The organism is Vibrio scophthalmi (assembly GCF_040869025.1).
Lineage (GTDB): Bacteria > Pseudomonadota > Gammaproteobacteria > Enterobacterales > Vibrionaceae > Vibrio > Vibrio scophthalmi.
The window spans coordinates 564,581-589,072 of record NZ_CP134272.1 but is presented as its reverse complement, the minus strand read 5'-3'; the positions used below and the strand labels follow the sequence as shown (position 1 = coordinate 589,072).

The following is a 24,492-nucleotide window of genomic DNA, read 5'->3' as shown; positions in this document are numbered from 1 at the left end:
TTTAGCCTCTTATATTATTGATAGCCTATATTCATTACACATCAAACGGTGATTCTTTCATCACATGTGCCTGACAAATGAAAATCAACAACAGATAAGACCCTGATTAACTGCTTAAAAAACATTAAATCATGAATATTTAGCGGATATTATTGAATAGTCTTGCGATAACAACAGAAAACCAGTAGTCTTGCCTGCAATGACTGAATACGGATGTTTAGTGAATATATATGCCAAGGACTCGGTGTATATTGACTAGTTGTAACATGAGATTCCTAATGAAAAACAGTACTCAAACAACCGAAACACACAAAGCCAAAGGCAATTTTTGGGTTTTCTTTATCCCATCGTTAATCGGTGTGTTCCTTTTCATGGCTCCAGTGAGCTACAACGGTGATATCACTATCCCTGTTGCTATTTTAGCGAAATCCATCCAAGCACTCTTTGGCGATTTCCTGATTGAGATGATCACTGCTATCGTTGCATTTATGGCAACGGCCTCTCTACTATGTCGAATTAAAAACCCTTCATTCATTGCTAACAGCCATTTTTTAAATGGGTTGTTTAACCCAAGCCCTCTTTGGTTAGCAGTGCGTGTACTTGGTGGTATCGCCATCGTGCTGACTTATTTCCAAATCGGCCCAAAAGCGATTTGGGAGCCAAACACTGGTGGCCTTGTATTAGAAGGCTTGCTACCAACCCTGTTCTCCGTGTTCATTTTCGCGGGTTTGTTACTGCCACTGCTACTTAACTTCGGTCTACTTGAACTTTTTGGCACCTTACTAGCAAAAGTAATGCGCCCTGTATTTAACCTGCCGGGTCGCAGTGCGATTGACTGTATGGCATCTTGGTTAGGTGATGGTAGTGTCGGCATTCTATTAACCAGCAAACAGTACGAAAACAAATTCTATACTGAACGTGAGGCGGCCGTTGTTGGTACAACATTCTCAGCAGTATCGATTACTTTTAGTCTTGTGGTGATTGCGCAAGTCAATCTAGAACATATGTTCTTACCTTTTTACGGCGCCGTTTGTTTAGCGGGTTTTGTTGCAGCGATCATCATTCCTCGCCTACCACCGCTATGCTACAAAAAAGATACCTTTATCGATGGTACGAAACCAGCAGACGATGCTGACGCCATCCCAGAAGGTCACTCTAGCTTTACATGGGGCATGGAACTGGCACTGTTGAAAGCAGGCCGTGTTAAGTCATGGAAAACCATCTTAACCGAAGGCGTACATAACGCGGTTGATATGGTGTTTGGTGTACTACCGGTCGTGATGGGCCTCGGTACAGTGGCATTGATTATTGCTGAATACACCTCAGTGTTTACCTTCTTAGGCCAGCCATTTGTACCTTACCTAGAGCTATTGGGCGTACCGGAAGCGGCTGAAGCATCTAAAACCATCGTAATTGGTTTTGCGGATATGTTTATTCCATCGATTCTTGCCGCGTCTATTGATAGCGAAATGACTCGCTTTGTGATTGCAGCGATGTCAGTCACTCAGCTAATTTACATGTCGGAAGTGGGCGCACTACTACTTGGTAGCCGTATCCCAGTAAACATTTTTGAACTGTTTGCGATTTTTATTCTGCGTACACTGATCACCTTGCCTGTTATCGCGGGTGTTGCGCATCTGATTTTCTAAATAAGTCTTTGATGCCATAAATCACATGATGGCAGAACGATATAAACACAAAGGGCAGTCCATTGGACTGCCCTTTCTATTTTGCATTTAATTTCGCCTAAGGTGCGAGCTGAATAGACACGCCTCTGCGCACTAAGTTATCACGACGAAAGTCGGTTACTTACGTGGTTTGATACTGCGATAGGCAACATCGGTGAGATAGTCATTAAGGCGATGGGACGCCGCAACGGCCTCTTCAGCATCAGTGTGGCTCACCGCTCTTAACACGGCAGCAGCGCGCCACTTTGGCGCTGCGATGAAAACCAATTCCATGATCAACATACAAAAAAGGCCACCCTGAGGTGACCTTCGATAATTAACGCTAGAGTGTTTACTCGTCGTCCACTTTTGGCGCGACTTTCTTCTTCGGAATGAAGACTGAATCACCCACAGCTACGTGTTGGTAGAAGCTCTTATCACGCTTAACTGGCTTCTTAGCCACTTTCTTCGCCTGAGTTTTACCTTTATTTCGGTAATCCGTCTTGCCTTTTTGTACCGCTGGTTTAGGTGGCTTAATGCCTTTAAACTTACCTTTAAGGCCTTCAAAAGTTGAGAACGCAAGATCTTGGTGCAAGTACGCTTCAACACGCTTAAAGCTATCCCAGTCTTTCGGACCAACCAAAGATACTGCGTCACCTTTGTTACCAGCACGACCAGTACGACCGACACGGTGAACGTATTCTTCAGTATGCTTTGGCATATCGAAGTTAACTACGTGAGTTACGTTGGCAATATCAAGGCCACGAGAAGCAATATCTGTCGTCACAAGGATCTTAAATACTGCACGCTCAAACTGGCTCATAATCGTATTACGTTGAGTTTGAGTTAGGCCACCACTCAGTGCCACGGCTTTGAGTTTTTGCTCGTTCAACTTAAGCGTTAGACGCTCAGTATCAGCTCGCGTTGCCGTAAAGATGATCAGTTGACGATAGTTCGCTTCTTCTAGTACACGATCAAGAATCGCTTCTTTATGATCAAGGTGATCACAAAGGTAGAATTTCTGCGTGATATCTTGGTGTTCTTGGTTCGACACGCCAATAGCAATACGTTTTGGCGAGTCTTGCATCTCCGCTGCGATCTCATTCATTTCTGCGTGATCAAGCGTTGCTGAGAACATCAATGTTTGACGACGACGGTGCTTAGCTGCTTTATGAATACGACGCAGCTCTGGCGCAAAGCCCAAGTCAAGCATACGGTCAGCTTCATCCAAGATCAGCGTTTCTAAGCCATCAAGGAAAAGCGATTTGTGCTCAAGATGATCCGCAAGACGTCCTGGCGTTGCCACGATGAATTTAGGGTAACGGCGCAACGCTTTTTGTTGATCGTTGAAGTTTTCACCACCCACGACCAATGTCGCGTCGTAGCTCAAGCCACCTAGCATTGCGCGTAGTTCGCCATAAACCTGTTTGGCCAATTCACGCGTTGGTGCCAAAATCAGACCACGTGGGTCTTTCGCCGAGAAAGCTTTGCTTTTAAGTGATTTATGCAACATTGGCAGCACAAACGCTAAGGTCTTACCCGAACCTGTTTTTGATGACGCCAACAAATCTTTACCCGCGATCGCTACAGGGATCGCTTGTTTTTGAATGTCGGTCGGCTTCTTAAAGGCATAATGGTTCAAGGTCTTTAATAAGCGATTATCTAAGCCTAAATCTTTAAACTGCAAAGTCTTCTCCAGGGCAGGTATTATTTGGCAAACGTGCTGTCGTTGCCATCAATCAAAAATTAACACGTAATGATACATCGAAGCTGACAATAGGGATAGAGATCACAGAAAATATTCCCTCAGTACGACAGAGTGTTTTTCACACAACAACAAGCAAGCATAGCTCGAAATTCCAGCAAACGAACTAAATAGAGCTAAATTCTTGGATTATTTTGACTTTTCCCTACTGTGTAAACTATATAAATCAGGCTACACTTAGGTGGTTGCTATACAACACATGGTATAGCGCATCAATGATACTAACAATTGCAAGGAGTTCATCCATGAACAAAATGATTATCGCAGCTGCGGCATCTTCAGTTCTTCTACTAGCTGGCTGTGCATCAGGTCCAGATGAAGCAACAACTGCTAAACTTGACGAGCTAAGCAACCAAGTTAGCCAACTAAGCCAAGACGTAAATGCTCTAGCTGGCGGCGTTCAAGCTTCTGGTGATGCAGCAATGGCAGCTCAAGAAGAAGCAGCTCGCGCTAACGAACGTATTGACAACATCGCTCAGTCTTACACTAAGTAATTCTCGCGTGTTTGATACTGTGAATTAACTCTTTACGAGTTTACTCATGGTTGAATTCAATCCGATATCAGTCTTCTGATATCGGATTTTTTATGCCTGTTGTTTATTAACGAGCCTATTTAGGACTTCAAGCGAAATGTTCAACAGCATAGTGATAAAAAACCGCTCAGTTGCCTAAGCGGTTATCGTGAGCTTTTACAATTCCCTCATGAAGCGATTTCAATGAGGAAATAGCCGATGCTATTTTTCCAGTGCTTTGATCAGAACAGAGGTATCCATTCGGCCTAAGCCTTGCTCTTGCAACTCTGCATAGCGCTGATCAACTTGCTGAGTCAGCGGCAGTTCTAGACCAACACGTTGCGCTTCTTCTAAGCAGAAACCAAGATCTTTACGCATCCAGTCAATCGCAAAGCCAAAATCAAACTTATCTTGTGCCATGGTTGTCGCGCGATTTTCCATCTGCCAAGAACCTGCAGCGCCGTGCTTGAGGGTATTCACCACTTGTTCAATATCCAAGCCTGATTTTTGTGCCAATTGAATCGCTTCACTTAAGCCTTGTAACACCCCTGCGATGCAAATCTGATTAACCATTTTACAACGCTGACCTTGTCCGTGTTCACCGAGCAATGTCGCTTGCTTAGCGTACACATCCATCACTGCCGCAACTTGTTCAAAAATCGCCGCTTCACCACCACACATGATGGTTAGCACGCCATTTTCAGCCCCCGCTTGACCACCAGAAACAGGAGCATCAATAAAGGCATTTCCCGCTTGTTTAGCGGCTTCAGCCAGTTCTACAGCCAGATTGGCCGATGTCGTGGTATGGTCGACTAAAACCGCGCCTGGCTTCATGCCCGCCAAAATGCCCTCATCACCATATACCACGCTGCGCACATCATCATCGTTACCGACGCAGACAAATACGATATCGCAGCCCTCTGCGGCTTGCTTTGGCGTTTCACATGCTATGCCTTGATGCTCATCTTGCCATTTTTGTGCTTTAGCGAAAGTACGGTTATATACCTTGGTGCTGTAACCGGCCTTACTTAAGTACCCCGCCATTGGGTAGCCCATAACCCCTAAACCAACAAAGGCAACTGTTTTGCTTTCCATATTTACTCCGATAATGAAGCCAGTTAAACCTTGTTTTTGTTATGGTTTATAGTACTGACGTTGTGAAAAACTTATTGCCTTAGTTTAACCAATATCGAACAATGAAATGAACCGTTTTTATAATTTTGCACTAAGTTTTTTGTCATGTTTTATGCCACAATGACGGTCCCTACACTCTATTAAGCTGTACTCAATAAATGAATTATAAAGCTGCAATCTTTGACATGGATGGCCTTCTCCTCGATACAGAACGCGTCTGTATGCGCGTCTTCAAACAAGCATGTCAAACCGTTGAACTGCCTTTTTATCAAGATGTTTACCTCTCGATCATTGGTCGTAATGCGGCAGGAATTGAGAAAATTTTCCGCGATGCTTACGGCGACGACTTGCCTAAATTACATGCAGAATGGCGCGCCAACTATGATGCCATTGTGCGACATCAGGCGATTCCGGTAAAAGAAGGTGTGGTTGAACTATTGGAATGGTTAAAAGCCAACAACATTCCGACCGCCGTTGCGACTTCCACTCATAAAGATCTTGCCAGCATTAAGCTCAAGCTTGCAGGCATCGATCATTACTTTGATCATTTAACCTGTGGCTGTGAGGTGACTAACGGTAAGCCTGATCCTGAAATCTATCAACTCGCCGCTCGCCGTCTAGGTGTTGAACCAGAGCAGTGCATCGCTTTTGAAGATTCTAATAATGGCGTTTTATCTGCGGTTTCAGCCAAAATGCACACCTTCCAAATTCCAGATTTGGTTGAGCCAAGCGAAGAGATCAAAGCGCTTGGCCATGAGATTGAGCCATCGATGATAGACGTTCTTGCCAAGTTAAAAGCGCAGTAACGAAACCACGCCACCATTATCATTTGCATTCGTAAGGCTTAACGCACCGTTAAGCCTTTATTTTATTCGCTGTATTGCTGTTATCCCCATAATTCATCAATTGATGAATATAGTGGAATTATCTTTCTTTTCTAATGCTTAGTAAAAGCACTACCCTATTCTAAATAGAGAATCCTAAAACATAAGTTCGTAATGGATCACATCGTCGCTGTGGCAAACTCGTTACTCTATAAAGAGTTGCCCCCATTCTAAGGAATCGAGCATGCAAAAAATCCTCGTTAGTGTACTGTTTATTTCACTTCTCTCAGCTTGCTCCCCCAGCGACAAAGACAAAGCACTCGGTACTCTTGAGCGCGATCGCGTCACTCTTTCCGCGACTGCCAATGAGATTATCCGCCAATTGCCGATTCGCGAAGGCACCGCAGTGACAGCGGGCGATGTGCTGGTTCAACTCGATACCAAAAGTCAGCAAGCCGTTTTGGCCCACGCCATTGCAGAGCAAGCGAAAGCTGCCGCCTATTTACTTAAACTGACCAACGGTGAACGACCTGAAGACATTGCTGCCGCTCAAGCTCGCGTTGTCAGGGCACAAGCGCAGCTCACAGAGGCGCAAAAAAACTACCAGCGCAAAGCCGAGTTAGTTAGTAAAAAACTCATTAGCCAATCAGAGAAAGATACCGCTTTAGCTGCGCGGGATTCTGCCCGAGCAGAGTTAGATTCCGCAAATGAAGAATTCAGTAAACTCACCGCAGGATCGCGTCCTGAAGATATTGAACAAGCGCGCGCCGCACTGGCTGCGACACAAGCTGATGTCGCCCTTGAACAGCAAAATCTGGATGATTTAACCATCATTGCCACACGCGATGGTGTATTAGACAATTTACCCTATAACCTTGGAGAAAGAGTTCCGGTTAACGGTATTGTGGCGGTGGTACAAGCAAGCCAAGTTCCTTATGCGCGGGTTTATATTCCTGCAGACTACCGCGTCACTTTCATTCCGGGCAAACACGTTTCAGTGTTTGTCGATGGGGTTGAAGCCCCCTATCAGGGAACCGTCCGCTGGGTTGCCACCGAGCCCTCTTTTACTCCGTACTACGCTTTAACCGAAGAAGAACGCTCTCGTTGGATGTATTTGGCTGAAGTCGATTTGGAGCAAAGTGCAACCACACTGCCCTCTGGGCTTGCAGCGCAAGTTGCGCTGTTCAAGGAGTAAGCATGACGGAATTTGCTATCCAAGCCAAAAATGTGATTAAAAAGTTTGGTGACTTTACCGCGATTGAAGGGATCAACCTTAATGTCCCTAAAGGCAGCATATACGGTTTTCTTGGCCCTAATGGTTGCGGGAAATCGACCACGATTCGCGTACTCACTGGCCTACTAAGCCCAACCTCAGGCGAAGTGGATGTTCTGGGGCTTGAGATACCGCGCCAGTCAGAATTGCTGCGTTTAAAAATTGGCTATATGACCCAGAAATTCTCGCTGTATGACGATCTGACTGTGAAGGAAAACCTGCAGTTTATCGGCCAAATATTTGGTATGCCGAGCCGTGCCCTCAAGCAACGGATTGACGAGCAGCTCGATATCTATGGCCTCGATCAGCGCCGCAACCAACGCGTTGGAGGCATGAGTGGTGGACAAAAACAGCGTTTATCGCTGGCGGCTGCGACTATGCACAACCCAGAACTATTATTTCTTGATGAACCAACTTCCGCTGTTGACCCAGAAAACCGACGGGAATTTTGGGAACAGTTGTTTGATCTTAGCGATCAAGGCACCACCATCTTGATCACCACCCACTATATGGATGAAGCGGAGCGCTGCCATCGGCTTGCGATTATGGAATCTGGGGTTATTCGTGCTGATGGTGAACCGGAACAGCTGATGGCTGAAATGGGGGTAAATATTGTCGAGGTTAAAGCGCCCCACTTACGTCAATTGAAAAGCAAGCTTTTAGGGAAATCAGAGGTACGTACTGCGGCGCAGATAGGGATTCGTTTACGCGTACTCATTCGTAACCAAGTGGCCAATCCAATTCAATGGCTGGTCAATAACTTTCCGGAACTAAAAGATGCTGAGATGAATCTTGCTCGGCCAAGTTTGGAAGATGTGTTCGTTACCGTAACCGGAGAAGGACGCCAATAATGATGCAATCTATCGCCCGTATGAAAGCCATCATGGTAAAAGAGATTCGCCAGCTTTCTCGTGACCGCATCACCTTTGGTATGGTGGTAATGATCCCGCTTATCCAACTACTATTGTTCGGCTTTGCGATTAATACCGATGTTCGCAATATTCCAATTGCTGTCGTTGACCAAAGCCAAAGCGCCGCGGGACGGGTCATCACTGAATCGGTGCGAGTGACGCAAGTTGTCGATATTACCCAACGCTTCGCAACTCCTCAGCAAGCTGAGCAAGCGATTCAAGATGGCCAAGTTAGAGCGGCACTCATCTTGCCATCTGATCTCACTCAACGTATGGCACAAGGCCGTGAACTCGGTCAATGGATTGTTGATGGTTCTGATACCATGATTAGCCACGCGATTATGGCGCTTCAAAGTATGCCGTTAACCGACTTTGATTTTGAAATCCGGCCACCAGCACAGAAAACTTTCGAAGTTGCACTCTTTTACAACCCTACGCAACACTCGGCGGTGAATATTGTACCGGGTTTATTAGGTGTGATTTTAACCATGACGATGATCCTGTTCACCAGTGCTGCGATTGTTCGAGAGCGTGAGCGCGGTAATTTGGAGTTACTCATTACCACCCCGATCCATTCGATGGAGTTAATGGTTGCGAAAATCGTTCCCTATATTTTCGTTGGCCTAATTCAAGTCGTGATCATTCTCGGCTTAGGGCATTTTATTTTTGGCGTGCCAATTAACGGTGCTCTGAGCCAAATCTTATTCGGTACTTTGCTGTTTATCTCCGCCAGCTTAACGCTCGGATTGGTCATTTCAACCATCGCGACCACTCAGCTACAAGCAATGCAAATGACGGTGTTTATATTGCTGCCTTCAATTCTACTTTCGGGCTTTATGTTCCCCTACGAAGGCATGCCTGTTATCGCACAATGGATTTCAGAAGTCCTGCCAGCGACACACTTTATGCGCCTTATTCGCGGTATTGTCTTACGTGGCGCCGACTTAACTGATCTATGGCGTGATAGCTTGTGGTTAGCAGGGTTCACTTTACTTGGGCTTCTCATTGCTTCGAAGCGATTCAAAAAATCGCTCGATTAATGACTCTCGTGATTTAGACCTCAAGCACTAATAACCTATCATGGTTCGGATCATTTTATGATCTGAACCATGAGGCGATGACAAGCTTTCACGCTGGCAAATTCGTCGTAAGCCACTAGCTGATTTAAGCCATAGATGGTCAATACCAATCATTGAGGCAGCAGGCGTTGACGAAATCTGCAACCAATTCGGCCAACTGGCCACTGGTGCTGTTTGAAAGCCTAGAAATAGTTTAGTGAAGCGCATGCTTCTTGATGACAAATTGAAATCACCAATAACGAGTACTTCGTCGCTTGGATAAAGATGATTGAGTGACTCAATGGTTTTCATTAGCGCATTGCGGCGATACCAAAGTGCTTTGGTTCGTGGTGAGGGAGGATGAGCGGTAAATACCGTGATGGCTTGCTGCTGGCCAGCTTGCCAAGTAGTACGAATAATATGTTGCTGATCAGGTGTCATAAAAACAGAACTGTCCACCAAAGGATAACGGCTTAGTATCATCTGTCCTGAGGGATAACCAACCCCTTCTTGGCCGCCATAAACATAAGGATATACGTCACTTAAAGTCTGCAGCACAACACCAACTTTCGGTGACACTTCTTGTAGTAGCACTAAATCCGCCGGATGATTAATTAAGTAGTTAATCAGTTGGTTGGTATCGGGATTTTCATAATAGATATTATACTGGATAATCGAGACACTGTTCTCACACTTAACCATGATAGACCGCTCGTTGACCGGCGTTAGCATAAAAAAGGCCAACGATAAGAGTGCGCAAATAATCACTTTTGACCATTGTTTAAAAATCAAAAAGAGAACACACAGGCTCGCATATAAACCGAAAATTAGCGCGGGATATCCTGTAACGTTTTCTAGCCACCAAATATCATCATTAAGGAACAGCGCTAGCCAAAGCCCCGCAGGCAAAACGACTCCAAACCAAAGCGCAATTTTTTTTAGCAAACCCATCTCCCCAGTCATCCTTGATATGATGTAAGTATGGAAGAGTTCATCAATAAAAGAGAAGTTACCGCTCAGCCAAAGCGCCAATAATCACTATCTAACTTACCTATCAAGAAAACAAAACGGTTGCATCTAAGCAGAATACAACTGTCGATCAGAGAGAAAGAATCGCACTTTTTCTGAGCCGGAGTATAATTCCCCCAAGTAGGCAACGACCACCGTCGCGCCATTTTCAACATAAAAAGAATCAATATGAAAAACTACTTCGCCAGCCCTTTTGTCGGGAAATCACTGCAAGAACAAGTCACCAATCCCAACATCATCGTGGGAAAATACAGCTATTACTCTGGTTATTATCATCAGCATAGCTTTGATGATTGTGCTCGTTACCTTATGCCTGATCGCGATGATGTCGATAAACTCATCATTGGTAGCTACTGCTCTATTGGATCAGGGGCCGTATTTATGATGGCGGGGAACCAAGGCCATCGACACGATTGGGCTGCAACCTTTCCATTCTTTTACCAAGATAATCCCTTATTTAGCCAAGCTCAGGATGCCTTCCAGCGCGCCGGAGATACCACTATTGGCAATGATGTTTGGGTCGGTTCAGAAGCGATGATTATGTCCGGAGTTCAAATTGGTGATGGGGCAGTTATCGCTAGCCGTGCGGTCGTCACTAAAGATGTGGCGCCTTACACTATTGTTGGTGGTAATCCAGCTAAAGTGATTCGACAGCGCTTCTCAGAGCAACAAATTGCCCAGCTATTAGAAATGAAATGGTGGGAGTGGCCAGAGCCGCAGCTCGAACAAGCGATACCTTTGCTTTGCAGTGGAGAGATTGGCCAGCTTTATACATACTGGCAAAAAGGCTAAAGCCATTCACTCGTCGCTACGTTGCGGTGTGTAAATGAATACAAACCTCCTTATTACCCATCTTATGCGGCGCACCTCACATTAACTTGCAGAATTTCCATTGAGTTAGCCGCCTCTCATTCTCTATATTTCTATTATGGAGATCATCGTGAGCGGCTTATGGGACACAACCTCGATATCCAAAGCATTTATGTTTTGGTCAAAATGTACGAACTACGCAACGTTAAACTCGTCGCAGACGCGTTAGGCAAAACGTCCAGTGCGATCAGTAAGATTTTATCAAAGCTAAAGTTACACTTTGAAGACCCACTGTTTATCCAAGGCCGACATGGTTTTGAGCCTACCACCTTTATGGATACCAACCTTGCTCACCTCGAGCATATATTGGCGACCTTTGACTCCATTCAACATACCGAATTTTCGCCGCAAACCTTAAAGCAAGAAATCATCCTTTATGGGCACGCCCTATTTTGGGATAACTTTGGCGATAAACTCTATCTTGCCCTACGTAAAGATGCACCTTTAGCGAAAATATCAATGCGCCAATGGAGCTTAGAGGCTCGCTCACGCCTAGTTGAAGGTGAAAATTCCGTTTTATTCAACACTTATGATGAAACTCTACCGCAAGTCATATTACAAAAATCCATCTGTGAAGTTTCCCCAACGTTTTATGTGCGTAACGGTCATCCCGCACAAACGCTTGAAGAGTTAACTGACTATCCGTTTGTGATCACCCGTAACCCAGGTTGGAATGACGTTCGTTATCCACTATTAGAACGTCTCGCCGCAATTGGTTACCAAGTCACGCCGACCGTGGAAGTCGAGAATACACTCGCGATCGAAAATATTGTGCGAAATTCCGATCATTACTCTTTCACGATGTCACGCCTAATCCCTGAGAACTGTCGTGGTATTGCTCTACCTAAATTATCAGATATGCGTGTTAAGTGCGTTATGAGCTACCACAGAGCCAAACAAAACGATCCTCAAAAGGAATGGCTATATAACACCTGCCACCGCGTTCTCAACCAACTGACTGAATAAGTCAACGCCGATTTATTCACTTAGTTGGTTATTTTTCCTTTATTAATAGGCCCTGATCATTCAGGGCCTATTGCTTGCTATCGTCCGTGTTACAAAGCTTTCCCCCAAAAGCAACCATTCAGCCAGCGCATCAATTCGACACAAGTCACATAAATTTCCAAAATGGAAACTCTGCCTTTCCTCTACATGTGATCTACATCTCGGTAATATCATTCCTGTCGAGAGGGGAAACCCGCTAAAACAATCAAACAACAAGGTAAACCAATTATGAAAAACGTACTCATCATCGCTCTATCAGTATTCTCTGTTTCAGCTTTCGCAGCTAGCGGCGCAGCTTCTAACAACGGCTTAAATGGCGACTTGATTCAACAAGCAACCGCGGCGGGTCTTTCAACTGAGCAAGCCACGCAAGGTGTCGCAACCGGTCATATCACTACTGGTATGAGCGCTGAATAACTTTGTAAGCAACTCGCTCAACGCAAACAGCACAAACCATCGTCACACTCGGTGACCCAATAGATAAAAGGTAAATATTATGAAAAACGCACTCATCATCGCTCTATCAGTATTCTCTGTTTCGGCTTTCGCTGCTGGCGGCGCAGCTTCTAACAACGGCCTAAATGGCGACTTGATTCAGCAAGCAACGGCGGCGGGTCTTTCTACTGAACAAGCCATGCAAGGTGTCGCAACCGGTCATATCACTACTGGTATGAGCGCTGAGTAATGTTGTAGAGAAATAGCTCAACGCAAACGGCACAAACCATCGTCACACTCGGTGACCCAATAGACAAAAGGTAAATATTATGAAAAACGCACTCATCATCGCTCTATCAGTATTCTCTGTTTCGGCTTTCGCTGCTGGCGGCGCAGCTTCTAACAACGGCCTAAATGGCGACTTAATTCAACAAGCAACCGCGGCGGGTCTTTCAACTGAGCAAGCCACACAAGGTGTCGCAACCGGTCATATCACTACTGGTATGAGCGCTGAGTAATTTTGTAGAGAAATAGCTCAACGCAAACGGCACAAACCATCGTCACACTCGGTGACCAATCGATAAAAGGTAAATATTATGAAAAACGCACTCATCATCGCTCTATCAGTATTCTCTGTTTCAGCTTTCGCAGCTGGCGGCGCAGCGTCTAACAACGGCTTAAATGGCGACTTAATTCAACAAGCAACGGCGGCAGGCCTTTCTACTGAGCAAGCCGTACAAGGTGTCGCGACTGGTCATATCACTACTGGTATGAGCGCTGAGTAACTTTGTAGAGAAATAGCTCAACGCAAACCGCACAAACCATCGTCACACTCGGTGACCCAATAGATAAAAGGTAAACATTATGAAAAACGCACTCATTATCGCTCTATCAGTATTCTCTGTTTCGGCTTTCGCAGCTGGCGGTGCCGCTTCTAACAACGGCCTAAATGGCGACTTGATTCAACAAGCAACCGCGGCGGGTCTTTCAACTGAGCAAGCCACACAAGGTGTCGCAAATGGTCATATCGGTGCAGGTATGAGCGCTGAGCAAATGCTTAAAGCGACTCAAACCGTTAAGTAATTCGCAGCGCTCATGGACGAGCTCGCTTTCACGCTAGAAGTGTCCCAATTAAATTCCGCGCTGTTAATTTCCTGATTAGCCCCTGCGTTTTTACTCCAATACCTCCATCTATTATCTCATCCAACACTAAACCGTCATGCGCTTTCACGACTCTTCAACCTAACTGACTCACTTCCACAAACCATTGTATTGTTGTTTATAATGCAACGCCCATGATGGTATGAGAGGTTTGATATGCGTTACATCACCACCATCCCATCTAGAACAAGTGAATCTGTACACCGAACCTTTGGTTGCGTTGCAGATACTGTATAAATATCCCAAATCGTCGAGCACAAGATCCTTCTTTCTAATTGCGGTTTGTTATCATTCGATCGGCTTCGATAGATAGCCAGTTAAGCAGCGCGATAAGCAACTGAACACATCGTCCAATCCAAAGAGTCGTCATTTACGTAGATAACCGGTGTCAATGAACTCGATTTGTTGCTCTCTCACCTGTTCGAAAAATACAGCAACTCTGACTTATTCAAATTAGCCAGTTTTATTTTCTTCGCTATAACAGCTAAGAAACAAAGATCAATTACTTTCCCTTCCCCGCCAAAAAGGGCCTACAACCCGACCCAACCATTCACACCATGCATAAGCGCGATCCAAGTCACATAAGTTTCCAGAATGGAAAGCCTGCCTTTCCTCTACATGTGACCTACATCTCGGTAATATCATTCCTGTCGAGAGGGGAAACCCGCTAAAACAATCAAACAACAAGGTAAACCAATTATGAAAAACGCACTCATCATCGCTCTATCAGTATTCTCTGTTTCAGCTTTCGCAGCTAGCGGCGCAGCTTCTAACAACGGCTTAAATGGCGACTTAATTCAACAAGCAACGGCGGCGGGTCTTTCAACTGAGCAAGCCACACAAGGTGTCGCAACCGGCCATATCACTACTGGTATGAGCGCTGAGTAACTTTGTTGAGAAATAGCTCAACGCAAACGGCACAAACCATCGTCACACTCGGTGACCAATCGATAAAAGGTAAATATTATGAAAAACGCACTCATCATCGCTCTATCAGTATTCTCTGTTTCGGCTTTCGCTGCTGGCGGCGCAGCGTCTAACAACGGCTTAAATGGCGACTTAATTCAACAAGCAACGGCGGCAGGTCTTTCTACTGAACAAGCCACACAAGGTGTCGCAACCGGTCATATCACTACTGGTATGAGCGCTGAGTAACTTTGTTGAGAAATAGCTCAACGCAAACAGCACAACCCATCGTCACACTCGGTGACCCAATAGATAAAAGGTAAATATTATGAAAAACGCACTCATCATCGCTCTATCAGTATTCTCTGTTTCGGCTTTCGCTGCTGGCGGCGCAGCGTCTAACAACGGCTTAAATGGCGACTTAATTCAACAAGCAACGGCGGCGGGTCTTTCAACTGAGCAAGCCACACAAGGTGTCGCAACCGGCCATATCACTACAGGCATGAATGCTGAGTAATTTTGTAGGTAAATAGCTCAACGCAAACAGCACAACCCATCGTCACACTCGGTGACCCAATAGACAAAAGGTAAATATTATGAAAAACGCACTCATCATCGCTCTATCAGTATTCTCTGTTTCGGCTTTCGCAGCTTCTAACAACGGTCTAAATGGCGACTTGATTCAACAAGCAACCGCGGCGGGTCTTTCTACTGAACAAGCTACGCAAGGTGTCGCAAATGGTCATATCGGTGCAGGTATGAGCGCTGAGCAAATGCTTGAAGCGACCCAAGCCGTTAAGTAATTCGCAGCGCTCATGGACGAGCTCGCTTTCGCTCTAAACAATCTTCTGATCTGCCGCTTCAATTTATTCTTCTGCTTGATACCTCCATTTATCTTTCGTGCTTCGATCATCACTCAACGACGCACAGTCACTTCAAACTGTCACCAACCGTAAACCTCTTCTCCACTGTCATCATGACGCATGGGATAACCGAACAACAAAAAAACGAGATGCGCATCACAAAGATTTCCAAAATGGAAATCCTGGATTTCCTGTAAGTGCGACCAACATCACATTAATATGAATTTTGTACACGGGGTTGCCCGTAAATTACAGTTCAACAATAAGGTCACACATCATGAAAAACGTACTTGTTATTGCTCTATCAGTATTTTCTGTTTCTGCTTTCGCTGCTAGCGGCGCTGGTTCTAACAATGGTTTAAACGGTGATTTGATCCAACAAGCAACCGCTGCTGGCCTGTCAACTCAACAAGCGGTGCAAGGTGTTGCAACTGGCCACATCACAACCGGTATGAGCGCAGAGCAGATGGTTAACTCCGTTCGTTAATTCATCGTCAACCAAAAAAATCAAATAGACCAACAAAAATAAAACACAATAAACAGTCAAAGGTAAATATGATGAAAAACGCACTTATTATCGCTCTATCAGTATTCTCTGTTTCTGCTTTCGCTGCTGGCGGCGCTGGTTCTAACAATGGTTTAAACGGTGATTTGATCCAACAAGCAACCGCAGCTGGCTTATCGACTCAACAAGCCGTTCAAGGTGTCGCAACTGGCCATATCACAACCGGTATGAGTGCAGATCAAATGCTTGAAGTTGCTGCTAAAATGAAATAATTCGCTATGCTCAGGGATGAGCAACGTTTTTCCTATCGTTTACCTCGATTTTCCTCCTACCTTCAAATGTGTTAATATAGCGCCCCTTTCACAGCCTCAACCTTTGCTAGGTCACAAAATGACTCTGCAATAGACGAGGAAAATTCACCGATCAGCTCAACAATATGTCGCACAACACAGACTGAATTAAACGGCTGACGACGATAAAAGCGAACACTCAATGTCGAATTTGACACAATCTGTTGCTCGTAAATCAGCAGATGAAAATTACCTTGCTTCTCATCCCCCCGAACAAAGTGATGCATCAAACACGGTAAACGCCTTCTCCAGTCCAGTACTCTGGTTAAGTGGCGGCTTTCTCGTTCTCTTCGTACTGCTTGCTGTTTTCGATACCCCTACTCTGTCCAGCGTGATTCAAGTTGGATTCTCTAAAGTGACTCAATGGTTTGGCCCATTTTGGCAAATACTTTTGCTGGCCAACTTTATTATTGGTCTCTATCTTGCCTTCGCTCGCACAGGCGACGTTAAACTCGGTAATCTTAAAACCCCAGAGCTCGACACCTTCAAGTGGTTGGCGATTGTTCTTTGTACCTTACTTGCTGGTGGCGGTGTTTTTTGGGCCGCTGCGGAGCCGATTGCTCACTTTGTCTCTTCACCTCCTTTTTATGGTGAAGCAGAAGGTCGTACCCTGGCACTCAATGCCTTGTCACAGTCATTCCTGCACTGGGGATTCCTTGCTTGGGCTATTCTGGGAAGCTTAGCGGCAATTGTCCTAATGCACCTGCATTACGATAAAGGCTTGCCATTACAGCCTCGTACTTTGCTGTACCCTATTTTTGGTGATAAGGCGATCAACGGCTGGATTGGCACCCTTACGGATACTTTCTGTATTATCGCGGTTGCGGCTGGCACCATTGGACCGATTGGTTTTCTTGGTCTGCAAATTAGCTATGCACTTAACTCTCTATTTGGCGTGCAAGATACATTAATCACGCAAAGTCTGGTGGTACTGTTTGCCATCGCGATGTATACCTTATCCGCTCTTAGCGGTCTGAGCCGTGGTATTCAGCTCATCAGTCGCTATAACATTATTCTTTCCGCGGCACTGATCATCTTCATCCTGCTATTTGGCCCAACAAGCTTCATTATTGACGGCTATATGCAAGGTGTGGCGAAAATGGTCAACAACTTCGTACCTATGGCGCTCTATCGCGGCGATACTGATTGGCTTAGTTGGTGGACGGTATTTTTCTGGGGTTGGTTTATTGGTTACGGCCCAATGATGGCAATCTTTATTGCGCGAATTTCTCGTGGTCGTACTATTCGCCAATTGATTCTCTCTATCTCCATCATCGCACCGCTGATCACTTGCTTCTGGTTTAGCATTGTCGGTGGTTCAGGGCTTGCTTATGAACTGGCGGAACCAGGCGTTATATCAACGGCGTTCGAAGGATTTAACCTACCAGGTGTCCTACTTGCAATTACCAATCAACTGCCTATGCCATCCGTCATTGCGGTGTTGTTTTTGATTCTCACCACCACCTTCATCGTCACGACCGGTGATTCAATGACTTACACCATCAGTGTGGTGGTAACAGGATCAACGCAACCAAGCGGTGCAATGCGTGCCTTTTGGGGTATTTTGATGGGGCTGGTTGCGATTGCTCTGATTTCGATGGGTTCCGGCGGTATATCGGCCTTGCAGTCATTCATTGTCATCACCGCAGTACCAGTGTCGTTTGTGTTATTGCCTTCGTTATGGCAAGCCCCACAAATTGCCAAAGCGATGGCACAACAGCAATTTGGTGAAGCTTCTTCAACGAAAGCATAACCTATGCATAAACGAACGTGCTCAATGGTGAGCACGTTCCTCTGTTCTCTATTCTCTGTAGCACGCCGCTTGCAATAATGAAAATTATCTTTGTGATTTTAAGGATTAATAAATCGTAATGATAATGTTAAGTTACGCATCGTTGGTTACGCTGCTACAAAGTCATTCTAAAGATCGCGGATACTTTATAACAGTTTGAATAAGGATGTTGCCAACATCTCCAATTAACAATGTCAAATTGTTGCCCTTTTTCGCCCATACGATTGCTTATCGTGTGGGCGCTTTTTTATCCGCACGTGGTTGATATCGTCCTGGCTTATGGTTCATCGCAACAATAAGATTGGTCATAATCGCACCTAATATTGATAAACCGATAAGCCGCCAATCAACAATAAATACCGACATCACGACGATGCTACAATCTAATGCCATCTGAACTTTACCTGCCCGAATGCCAAATCGATCCTGAAGATATAACGCCAGAATGCTGAACCCACCAAGGCTCATTCTGTGGCGAAAAATAATCAACATTCCCGTTCCAATTAGACCGCCACCGATCAATGCCGCATATAAAGGCATAATGTGTTTCAGTTCAATAACATGGTAGAGATGGTCAACCGCAAGTGATACTAGACTGACCGCAGCAAACGTATTTAAGGTAAAACGCCAACCCATGCGTGTCACAGAGAGCAAATAGAAAGGGAGATTGATAAGGAAGAAGACTTGGCCAAAACTTAAGGTGCTAACTTTGGTGATGAAGATGGCTAATCCAGCCGTTCCCCCGGTTAACAGACCTACATGATTAAAGAAGATAACACCTAAAGAAACCAAAGCACTGCCCAGTAGCAGTGCCAAAATATTTTCACGTAATGTATGTTCACTATCCAAAATTCCCGCCTAAATCACCATTGAACGTAATCACTTTACGATGGCGATTTAGAAAGGATATGTCGAATTTTGTTCACAATTTAATTACAAACACCCTGTAGTAACCGCTTTACAGGCAGAGCGTAACCTTGCTATTACAGAGGAGACTCTAGCTCTTGGGGCGCCACTATCTCAACTGGCACACCATTTTGCGCCAAGATCACCGCACGAGCTTTCGCTTCAGGCTGATCCATTGCTTGCAACCACCATGTTAGCTCTTGTGGTATGCCTAGCACGGTTTTACTACCATCGCTGCGTGTTAACGGTTCATGAGCTTCAATATAGACACTTCGGTCAGGCTCTAAGCTAATTTTAACCGGTGCATTAATGACGGTAACTTTCTCCCCCAAGTCAACCTGCTCAAAAAGCCATTCAATATCTTGTGGTGACATACGAATACAACCCGCACTCACTCGCATCCCAATACCAAAATCTTTGTTGGTACCGTGAATTAAATAGTCCCCAGCGCCGTGAGCTAAGCGCAGTGCATATTCACCCAACGGATTATCAGGCCCTGCGGGAACAACCGCTGGTAGAGTCACCCCTTTTGCTAAATATTCTTTACGAATCGAGTTAGGTGGTGTCCAAGTTGGATTCGGCCTTTTTTGGCTAATTTTAGTTACCATTTCTGGCGTATCACGTCCGATGCGTCCAATTCCGACCGGAAAGATGTGCACCACGTTTTGCTCAGGAACAAAATAGTACAAGCGCAACTCGGCAAGGTTAATCACCACACCTTCACGTTTCACATCCGGCAAGATCACTTGCGTTGGGATGGTCAAGACGTAGTCAACAGGCGGCAAGAAAGGATCCACGCCTTGGTTAGCCGCCATCAAAGCTAAGAAGCCGACGTCGTATTGCTTAGCAATATCAGCCATACTTTCACCTGTTTTGATTTGGTGAAATTGAGTTCGACCGACAATCTTGCTGTCTTGAGGGGGAAGCTCATAGCTCCGTGCAAAAACCGTGGAGCTGACACAGCAGCATAGTATGAGCAGCTTACGCAGCATCATTGGAAATCCTTAGCATCTTGAAAGAGCCGTAAGGTTATCTCTCTTTCGCTTTTGTGATCAACCATTGGTTTAGGATATGACAAGCTAATGACATTTTCCCACCGCCAAGGTTGGTGAATAAACTTGTTGGGTACTGCGCTTAACTCCGGGATCCAATGACGAATAAAATCACCGTCTGGATCAAACCTCTCACCTTGCGCGGTCGGATTAAAGATACGAAAATAAGGCTGAGCATCGCACCCCGTCGAAGCGCTCCACTGCCACCCTCCATTGTTGGCCGCATAGTCCCCATCCACCAGCTTCTGCATAAAATACCTTTCACCGTCATGCCAATGAATGTGCAGGTCCTTAGTCAAGAAACTGGCCACGACCATTCTCAAGCGATTGTGCATCCAGCCGGTTTGATTGAGTTGACGCATAGCGGCATCGACAATTGGATAGCCTGTCATCCCTTTTTGCCACGCCGCTAAATGTTGTTTACTCCCGGGCCAATTCAGTTTTTCAGTCCACTGAACAAAATTTTGTCCTTTACAAAGCTTTGGTTCAAAGTGTAGTAAATGTTGATAGAAATCTCGCCACACCAATTCACTGATCCAAGTGTGGATGCCTTCCCCCAAGAGGGGACTGGTTATCTGATGAGCTTGGGCAGAGTAGAGAACCCGAGCCACACATTGTCGAACCGACAAAGCGCCAATGGCAAGATAAGGTGAAAGCATGCTTGTCGCGTTTAGCGCTGGTTTGTCACGATCGTTGTGATAGTTATCGACCCGCTCGTGGCAAAACTCACGTAACAATTGACGAATCGCTTTGCTGTTAACCACATATCGCTCACTCGATTCGCGTGGATAAGAGAAAACACTTTGCGGCGATAAAAGTGCTGGATACGACTCTTTCTGCTCCGCCTTGATATCCAATATGTTCGTCGAATCGTCTCGTACTGCGGTAGTTTTTACCACTGGCGGTAGATTTTCGGTTAAACGAGCTAAATAGGCACGTTTAAACGGGGTAAAAACTTTAAAGTACTGACCTTGTTTGTTGAGTACGGAGCCAGGAGGCAGCAAACACTTATCATCAAAACCCTGAATTTCAATCGCGCTGTGGCTATGTAGTAAATCATCACGATCTTGTTCATTAACCTCATACTCGCGATTAAATACCACACGCTCTGCACCATAGCGCAGCGCGCAGTCACTCACTTGCTGAACAGATTGCTGATAGTTTTCAACTTCCATGTATAGCAAGGGAATATTGAGTTGTGCTAAGTCTTGCTGTAACTCAAATAGACGACGATAAATCAAATCCGCTTGAATTGGACTAAGGTGATGGTTTCGCCAACTATCGGGCGTGGCAACGTAAATCGCAATAACGGCTTGCTGCGTATTAATCGCGCTTTGCAAAGCCGTATTATCTTCAACGCGTAGATCACGGCGAAACCACATGAGTTGCATCACAACACTCCTTTATCAACAGCCATTGCCCGTTGGATGTTCGTTTAATCCGCTTTCATCAACCTAAAAAATCAATCTTACGCACTCATTAACGTAGTGATTAATGGGCTAGTGGTAAACTGACTGCCCAACACGTTAGCAATTGCTTGTATTGGCGTGAGCTGTGCTTGAGCAGGCGCTTGTGAAGCAAACACAGCAACCATTGCATAATTCTCAAGGCCCGTATTAGATTGCAACCCACTGATATCGTCAACGCCTTCGATAAAGCTAATACTGTAACCTCGATCGACTAACTTTAACGCCCATAGCCTCATGGCTGTCGAGCCTATAGCATCATAACTAACCACCAAGCCTTTACCATTGCGAGCCGCCTTGTTTTCAGCGTCTAAAATTGACGTTAACCGTGCTAACAAAATCGATTGAAACAGACCTGATTGCAATGTTTGCTGACTTTTTTTCACCTGTGCTATCGCGGCAACGATGGGTTGAATATACCGAGTGGTAATGATCTCTAATGGATACTCTTTAAACACCAACGATAACGTCGCTTCCGCTTTATGGCGATTTAGTTGAGCAAGTGCGCTTAAGGTCGTTTCCACTTCTTCTAGCACTACATCCGCGGCGCCTGTTGGAAATTCAGGAACTTGCCCGCTATCAAGTAAAACTTTTACCTTACCAATCGCAACGCCTTTTTCCAGCCACCCTTGTATGATTCGGATCTGTTCAATATGTTCATAGGTATATAAGCGATGGCCCTTCTCAGTACGCTGCGGTTGAATGATATTGTATCGACGCTGCCATGCGCGCAATGTCACCGGCTTAATCCCGGTTAACTCTGATACTTCGCGAATTGCGTACAGTTTATTTTCACAGCCCATAGCGTAAACGTAACTCCTGTGGGTAAGGGTTTAAAAATTTCTGACTTTGTAAATATTCATCAGGGAAGCGCTGCATATGATGCTTTAATAGCGTTAGCGGTGCCAGCAGAGGAAGAACACCCAGACGATAATCGTCAATCACCTGGCAAAGCTCAGCTTTCTCGTTTTTTTCTAGTGCTTTTTTGAAATAGCCCTGAATATGCATTAAAACATTAGTGTTATTTTTTCGACTGGCGCGATTTGCCATTGCTGTCATTAAACCAACACGGTAGAGCTGATAAAACTCTTCAATAGAATAATTTGCAACTTGTGCGACTAGTTTTCCCAGCTCTTTATAAGAGGCCGGATGGTGCGCCATCAATGTCAGCTTGTAACGAGAATGAAACGCCACAATTTTACCTGCACTTGGCTCCCCATCCATCGAATGATAAAAGTCGTGTAAGCAGAACACCCGAGTCACAAAGTTTTCTTTTAATATCGGATCATTAAGTCGGCCATCTTCTTCGATTGGCAACCAAGGCATACGTGTCATGAGCTCTTTGGTGTACAAACCAATACCGCTTTTTTCAGCACTATTGCTGCCATACACTTTTACTCGTTCCATGCCGCATGTCGGAGATTTAGCGCACACCACGTAGCCGCATAAATCTTCGTTTTGTAATCGTTCTATACGACGACGAGAAAATGCCAACATGCTGTCAGTGTGATCCTTGCTTGCATCTCTTGTTTCAACCAAGGCAATACGTTCTTTATCTGAAATCAGACGAATCGTCGGCCTTGGTACTGGCATACCAGATTCAACTTCAGGGCAAACGGGAACGAATCTAAAATGATTACCCAATTCCTTGGTAACAAATCGACTCGATTTATGTCCACCGTCAAAACGAACGGTTTCACCGAGTACACAGGCACTAACACCGATTTTGATTTCCTGTTCCATACCCTTTCCCTCTTTAAACAATCGCCCTTTACATCTCAAAGGTCACCAAACAAGTTATGCACACAAACTGCGTATACAAAATTATTTCACGTATAAGTATTAGCATAAAAACAATTGTTGTACAAAAATTAAATTCGTACAGAAATGTCATACTATCGATAAATAAATAAGGAATTGAATGACGCAATCGTTCGGCAAAACGATTGCCTTACCAGTTTCAACACAATTAGTTATCAATAGGAAAATTAATCCGATTAGCTCGACTTTTTGTGACATACTTCTCAAGGAGTCCCGCTACATCTAGCTAGTATTGCCTCAACAGATTTATTGAGGTTCAACACTTTTAGTAATTACTAGATTGAACTTTCCTAAAATATCGGAGTAACGACTATGGCAACCCCACACATTAATGCTCAACCTGGTGATTTCGCTGAAACTGTTTTGATGCCAGGCGATCCTCTTCGCGCTAAATATATTGCGGAAACTTTCCTTGATGACGTCAAACAAGTGTGTGATGTGCGAAACATGTTTGGTTACACCGGCACATACAAAGGCAAGCCTGTTTCTGTGATGGGGCACGGTATGGGTATCCCATCTTGCTGCATCTACGTACACGAGTTGATCGCAGAATACGGTGTGAAAAATGTGATTCGAGTAGGCAGCTGTGGTGCGGTTCGCGATGATGTAAACCTAATGGATGTGGTTATCGGTATGGGCGCATCAACCGATTCAAAAGTAAACCGCATTCGTTTTAACAACCACGATTTCGCTGCGATCGCAGATTATGGCCTACTTGAAGAGGCGGTAAACCAAGCGCGTGCGCAAAATGTGCCAGTGAAAGTGGGCAACGTATTCTCAGCGGATCTTTTCTACACGCCTGAAGCCGATATCTTCGCAAAAATGGAAAAGCTAGGCATTCTTGGTGTTGATATGGAAGCGGCTGGTATTTACGGCGTAGCGGCGGATCTTGGTGCAAAAGCACTGACAATTCTAACGGTTTCAGACCATATCATTCGCGGAGAGAAACTGAGCGCGGAAGAACGTCAAAAGTCGTTCAATGACATGATGAAAGTTGCACTCGAAACGGCAATTTCTATCTAAATTTGTTTTACAGCCAGTGCCTGACTGGCTGCTTTAATCACCCGAGGGGGGATTGTGGCATCTAGCAACTGACCCAACGAGGCATAACAACGACTGCTCACTTTATTCATTTAAGTTGAATATGTCGTTGTAGTACATCCTACTTCATTGATTACATTGGCGTG

The 24,492-nt window shown here is 45.1% G+C and carries 29 protein-coding genes and 1 pseudogene; 21 read left to right on the top strand and 9 right to left on the bottom strand.

Annotation, left to right across the window (positions count from 1 at the left end):
• The first annotated feature begins 278 nt into the window (after positions 1-278).
• A complete protein-coding gene (locus RJD38_RS17650; RefSeq protein WP_009386701.1) occupies positions 279-1,649 on the top strand; it encodes a YjiH family protein in 1,371 nt (456 codons plus the stop codon).
• 156 nt (positions 1,650-1,805) lie between these two features.
• Here RJD38_RS17650 and RJD38_RS17645 read toward each other — a convergent pair.
• Together RJD38_RS17645 and RJD38_RS17640 are read right to left on the bottom strand one after the other, a co-directional pair.
• A pseudogene (locus RJD38_RS17645) lies at positions 1,806-1,922 on the bottom strand (GntR family transcriptional regulator); the annotation flags it as partial.
• Between the two features lie 97 nt (positions 1,923-2,019).
• Positions 2,020-3,366, bottom strand: coding sequence for a DEAD/DEAH box helicase (locus tag RJD38_RS17640; protein ID WP_156773199.1), 1,347 nt, complete (start codon positions 3,364-3,366; stop codon positions 2,020-2,022).
• 311 nt (positions 3,367-3,677) lie between these two features.
• Here RJD38_RS17640 and RJD38_RS17635 point away from each other — a divergent pair, with 311 nt between their 5' ends.
• Complete coding sequence (locus tag RJD38_RS17635) at positions 3,678-3,926, top strand: Lpp/OprI family alanine-zipper lipoprotein (protein ID WP_005595213.1); 249 nt, start codon at positions 3,678-3,680, stop codon at positions 3,924-3,926.
• A 240-nt stretch (positions 3,927-4,166) separates the two neighbouring features.
• Here RJD38_RS17635 and RJD38_RS17630 read toward each other — a convergent pair whose 3' ends face one another.
• Entirely contained in the window at positions 4,167-5,039 is an 873-nt protein-coding gene (locus RJD38_RS17630) for an NAD(P)-dependent oxidoreductase (RefSeq protein ID WP_065546749.1), read from the bottom strand.
• Positions 5,040-5,236: 197 nt separating this feature from the next.
• Between RJD38_RS17630 and RJD38_RS17625 the strand changes: the two genes are divergently transcribed.
• The 4 genes from RJD38_RS17625 (at position 5,237) to RJD38_RS17610 (ending at position 9,126) form a co-directional block, all read left to right on the top strand.
• Entirely contained in the window at positions 5,237-5,884 is a 648-nt protein-coding gene (locus RJD38_RS17625) for an HAD family hydrolase (RefSeq protein WP_005598125.1), read from the top strand.
• A gap of 262 nt (positions 5,885-6,146) precedes the next feature.
• On the top strand, positions 6,147-7,097 hold the full coding sequence (locus RJD38_RS17620; RefSeq protein ID WP_005598123.1) for an HlyD family secretion protein: 951 nt from the start codon (positions 6,147-6,149) through the stop codon (positions 7,095-7,097).
• Between the two features lie 2 nt (positions 7,098-7,099).
• On the top strand, positions 7,100-8,026 hold the full coding sequence (locus RJD38_RS17615; protein ID WP_005598122.1) for an ABC transporter ATP-binding protein: 927 nt from the start codon (positions 7,100-7,102) through the stop codon (positions 8,024-8,026).
• Between the two features lie 2 nt (positions 8,027-8,028).
• Positions 8,029-9,126 (top strand): ABC transporter permease, encoded by a 1,098-nt coding sequence (locus RJD38_RS17610; protein WP_197497823.1) that lies wholly within the window; start codon positions 8,029-8,031, stop codon positions 9,124-9,126.
• Between the two features lie 27 nt (positions 9,127-9,153).
• Here RJD38_RS17610 and RJD38_RS17605 read toward each other — a convergent pair whose 3' ends face one another.
• A complete protein-coding gene (locus tag RJD38_RS17605) occupies positions 9,154-10,095 on the bottom strand; it encodes an endonuclease/exonuclease/phosphatase family protein (protein ID WP_065546747.1) in 942 nt (313 codons plus the stop codon).
• Between the two features lie 246 nt (positions 10,096-10,341).
• On the opposite strand from RJD38_RS17605, the gene catB reads away from it, so the two are divergent.
• The 14 genes from catB to RJD38_RS17535 all read left to right on the top strand — a co-directional run bounded on the left by catB (position 10,342) and on the right by RJD38_RS17535 (position 18,021).
• Entirely contained in the window at positions 10,342-10,965 is a 624-nt protein-coding gene (gene catB / locus RJD38_RS17600) for a type B chloramphenicol O-acetyltransferase (RefSeq protein WP_065546746.1), read from the top strand.
• A gap of 159 nt (positions 10,966-11,124) precedes the next feature.
• Complete coding sequence (locus RJD38_RS17595; protein WP_005598114.1) at positions 11,125-12,009, top strand: LysR family transcriptional regulator; 885 nt, start codon at positions 11,125-11,127, stop codon at positions 12,007-12,009.
• Positions 12,010-12,276: 267 nt separating this feature from the next.
• On the top strand, positions 12,277-12,465 hold the full coding sequence (locus RJD38_RS17590) for a hypothetical protein (protein ID WP_065546745.1): 189 nt from the start codon (positions 12,277-12,279) through the stop codon (positions 12,463-12,465).
• Positions 12,466-12,544: 79 nt separating this feature from the next.
• Positions 12,545-12,733, top strand: a complete 189-nt coding sequence (locus RJD38_RS17585) for a hypothetical protein (protein WP_065546744.1) — start codon at positions 12,545-12,547, stop codon at positions 12,731-12,733.
• 79 nt (positions 12,734-12,812) lie between these two features.
• Positions 12,813-13,001, top strand: coding sequence for a hypothetical protein (locus RJD38_RS17580; RefSeq protein WP_065546741.1), 189 nt, complete (start codon positions 12,813-12,815; stop codon positions 12,999-13,001).
• 78 nt (positions 13,002-13,079) lie between these two features.
• Entirely contained in the window at positions 13,080-13,268 is a 189-nt protein-coding gene (locus RJD38_RS17575; RefSeq protein WP_065546743.1) for a hypothetical protein, read from the top strand.
• Between the two features lie 79 nt (positions 13,269-13,347).
• A complete protein-coding gene (locus RJD38_RS17570; protein WP_065546742.1) occupies positions 13,348-13,566 on the top strand; it encodes a hypothetical protein in 219 nt (72 codons plus the stop codon).
• Positions 13,567-14,343: 777 nt separating this feature from the next.
• Positions 14,344-14,532 (top strand): hypothetical protein, encoded by a 189-nt coding sequence (locus tag RJD38_RS17565; protein ID WP_009385207.1) that lies wholly within the window; start codon positions 14,344-14,346, stop codon positions 14,530-14,532.
• A 78-nt stretch (positions 14,533-14,610) separates the two neighbouring features.
• Complete coding sequence (locus tag RJD38_RS17560) at positions 14,611-14,799, top strand: hypothetical protein (RefSeq protein WP_065546741.1); 189 nt, start codon at positions 14,611-14,613, stop codon at positions 14,797-14,799.
• Between the two features lie 79 nt (positions 14,800-14,878).
• Entirely contained in the window at positions 14,879-15,067 is a 189-nt protein-coding gene (locus tag RJD38_RS17555) for a hypothetical protein (RefSeq protein ID WP_065546740.1), read from the top strand.
• Between the two features lie 79 nt (positions 15,068-15,146).
• Positions 15,147-15,353: a hypothetical protein gene (locus RJD38_RS17550; protein ID WP_065546739.1), complete on the top strand. Its 207-nt coding sequence runs from the start codon at positions 15,147-15,149 to the stop codon at positions 15,351-15,353.
• 337 nt (positions 15,354-15,690) lie between these two features.
• The gene (locus RJD38_RS17545) at positions 15,691-15,900 is read left to right on the top strand and encodes a hypothetical protein (RefSeq protein ID WP_009385939.1); all 210 of its coding nucleotides are present in this window, start codon (positions 15,691-15,693) and stop codon (positions 15,898-15,900) included.
• 71 nt (positions 15,901-15,971) lie between these two features.
• The gene (locus RJD38_RS17540) at positions 15,972-16,190 is read left to right on the top strand and encodes a hypothetical protein (RefSeq protein ID WP_009385940.1); all 219 of its coding nucleotides are present in this window, start codon (positions 15,972-15,974) and stop codon (positions 16,188-16,190) included.
• 220 nt (positions 16,191-16,410) lie between these two features.
• Positions 16,411-18,021, top strand: coding sequence for a BCCT family transporter (locus tag RJD38_RS17535; protein ID WP_005593474.1), 1,611 nt, complete (start codon positions 16,411-16,413; stop codon positions 18,019-18,021).
• A gap of 267 nt (positions 18,022-18,288) precedes the next feature.
• On the opposite strand, the gene RJD38_RS17530 is transcribed toward RJD38_RS17535, so the two are convergent.
• The 5 genes from RJD38_RS17530 to RJD38_RS17510 form a co-directional block, all read right to left on the bottom strand.
• On the bottom strand, positions 18,289-18,909 hold the full coding sequence (locus RJD38_RS17530) for a YitT family protein (protein WP_005593473.1): 621 nt from the start codon (positions 18,907-18,909) through the stop codon (positions 18,289-18,291).
• 134 nt (positions 18,910-19,043) lie between these two features.
• A complete protein-coding gene (locus RJD38_RS17525; RefSeq protein ID WP_005593472.1) occupies positions 19,044-19,958 on the bottom strand; it encodes a L,D-transpeptidase family protein in 915 nt (304 codons plus the stop codon).
• Positions 19,958-21,409: a deoxyribodipyrimidine photo-lyase gene (phrB, locus tag RJD38_RS17520; RefSeq protein ID WP_065546738.1), complete on the bottom strand. Its 1,452-nt coding sequence runs from the start codon at positions 21,407-21,409 to the stop codon at positions 19,958-19,960. The genes RJD38_RS17525 and phrB overlap by 1 nt, the downstream gene beginning before the upstream one ends.
• A 77-nt stretch (positions 21,410-21,486) precedes the next feature.
• Complete coding sequence (locus RJD38_RS17515; RefSeq protein WP_065546737.1) at positions 21,487-22,287, bottom strand: MerR family transcriptional regulator; 801 nt, start codon at positions 22,285-22,287, stop codon at positions 21,487-21,489.
• Positions 22,277-23,227: a YbgA family protein gene (locus RJD38_RS17510; RefSeq protein WP_065546736.1), complete on the bottom strand. Its 951-nt coding sequence runs from the start codon at positions 23,225-23,227 to the stop codon at positions 22,277-22,279. The genes RJD38_RS17515 and RJD38_RS17510 overlap by 11 nt, the downstream gene beginning before the upstream one ends.
• 390 nt (positions 23,228-23,617) lie before the next feature.
• Here RJD38_RS17510 and deoD point away from each other — a divergent pair, with 390 nt between their 5' ends.
• Positions 23,618-24,328: a purine-nucleoside phosphorylase gene (gene deoD, locus RJD38_RS17505; protein ID WP_005593468.1), complete on the top strand. Its 711-nt coding sequence runs from the start codon at positions 23,618-23,620 to the stop codon at positions 24,326-24,328.
• The last annotated feature ends 164 nt before the right edge of the window (positions 24,329-24,492 follow it).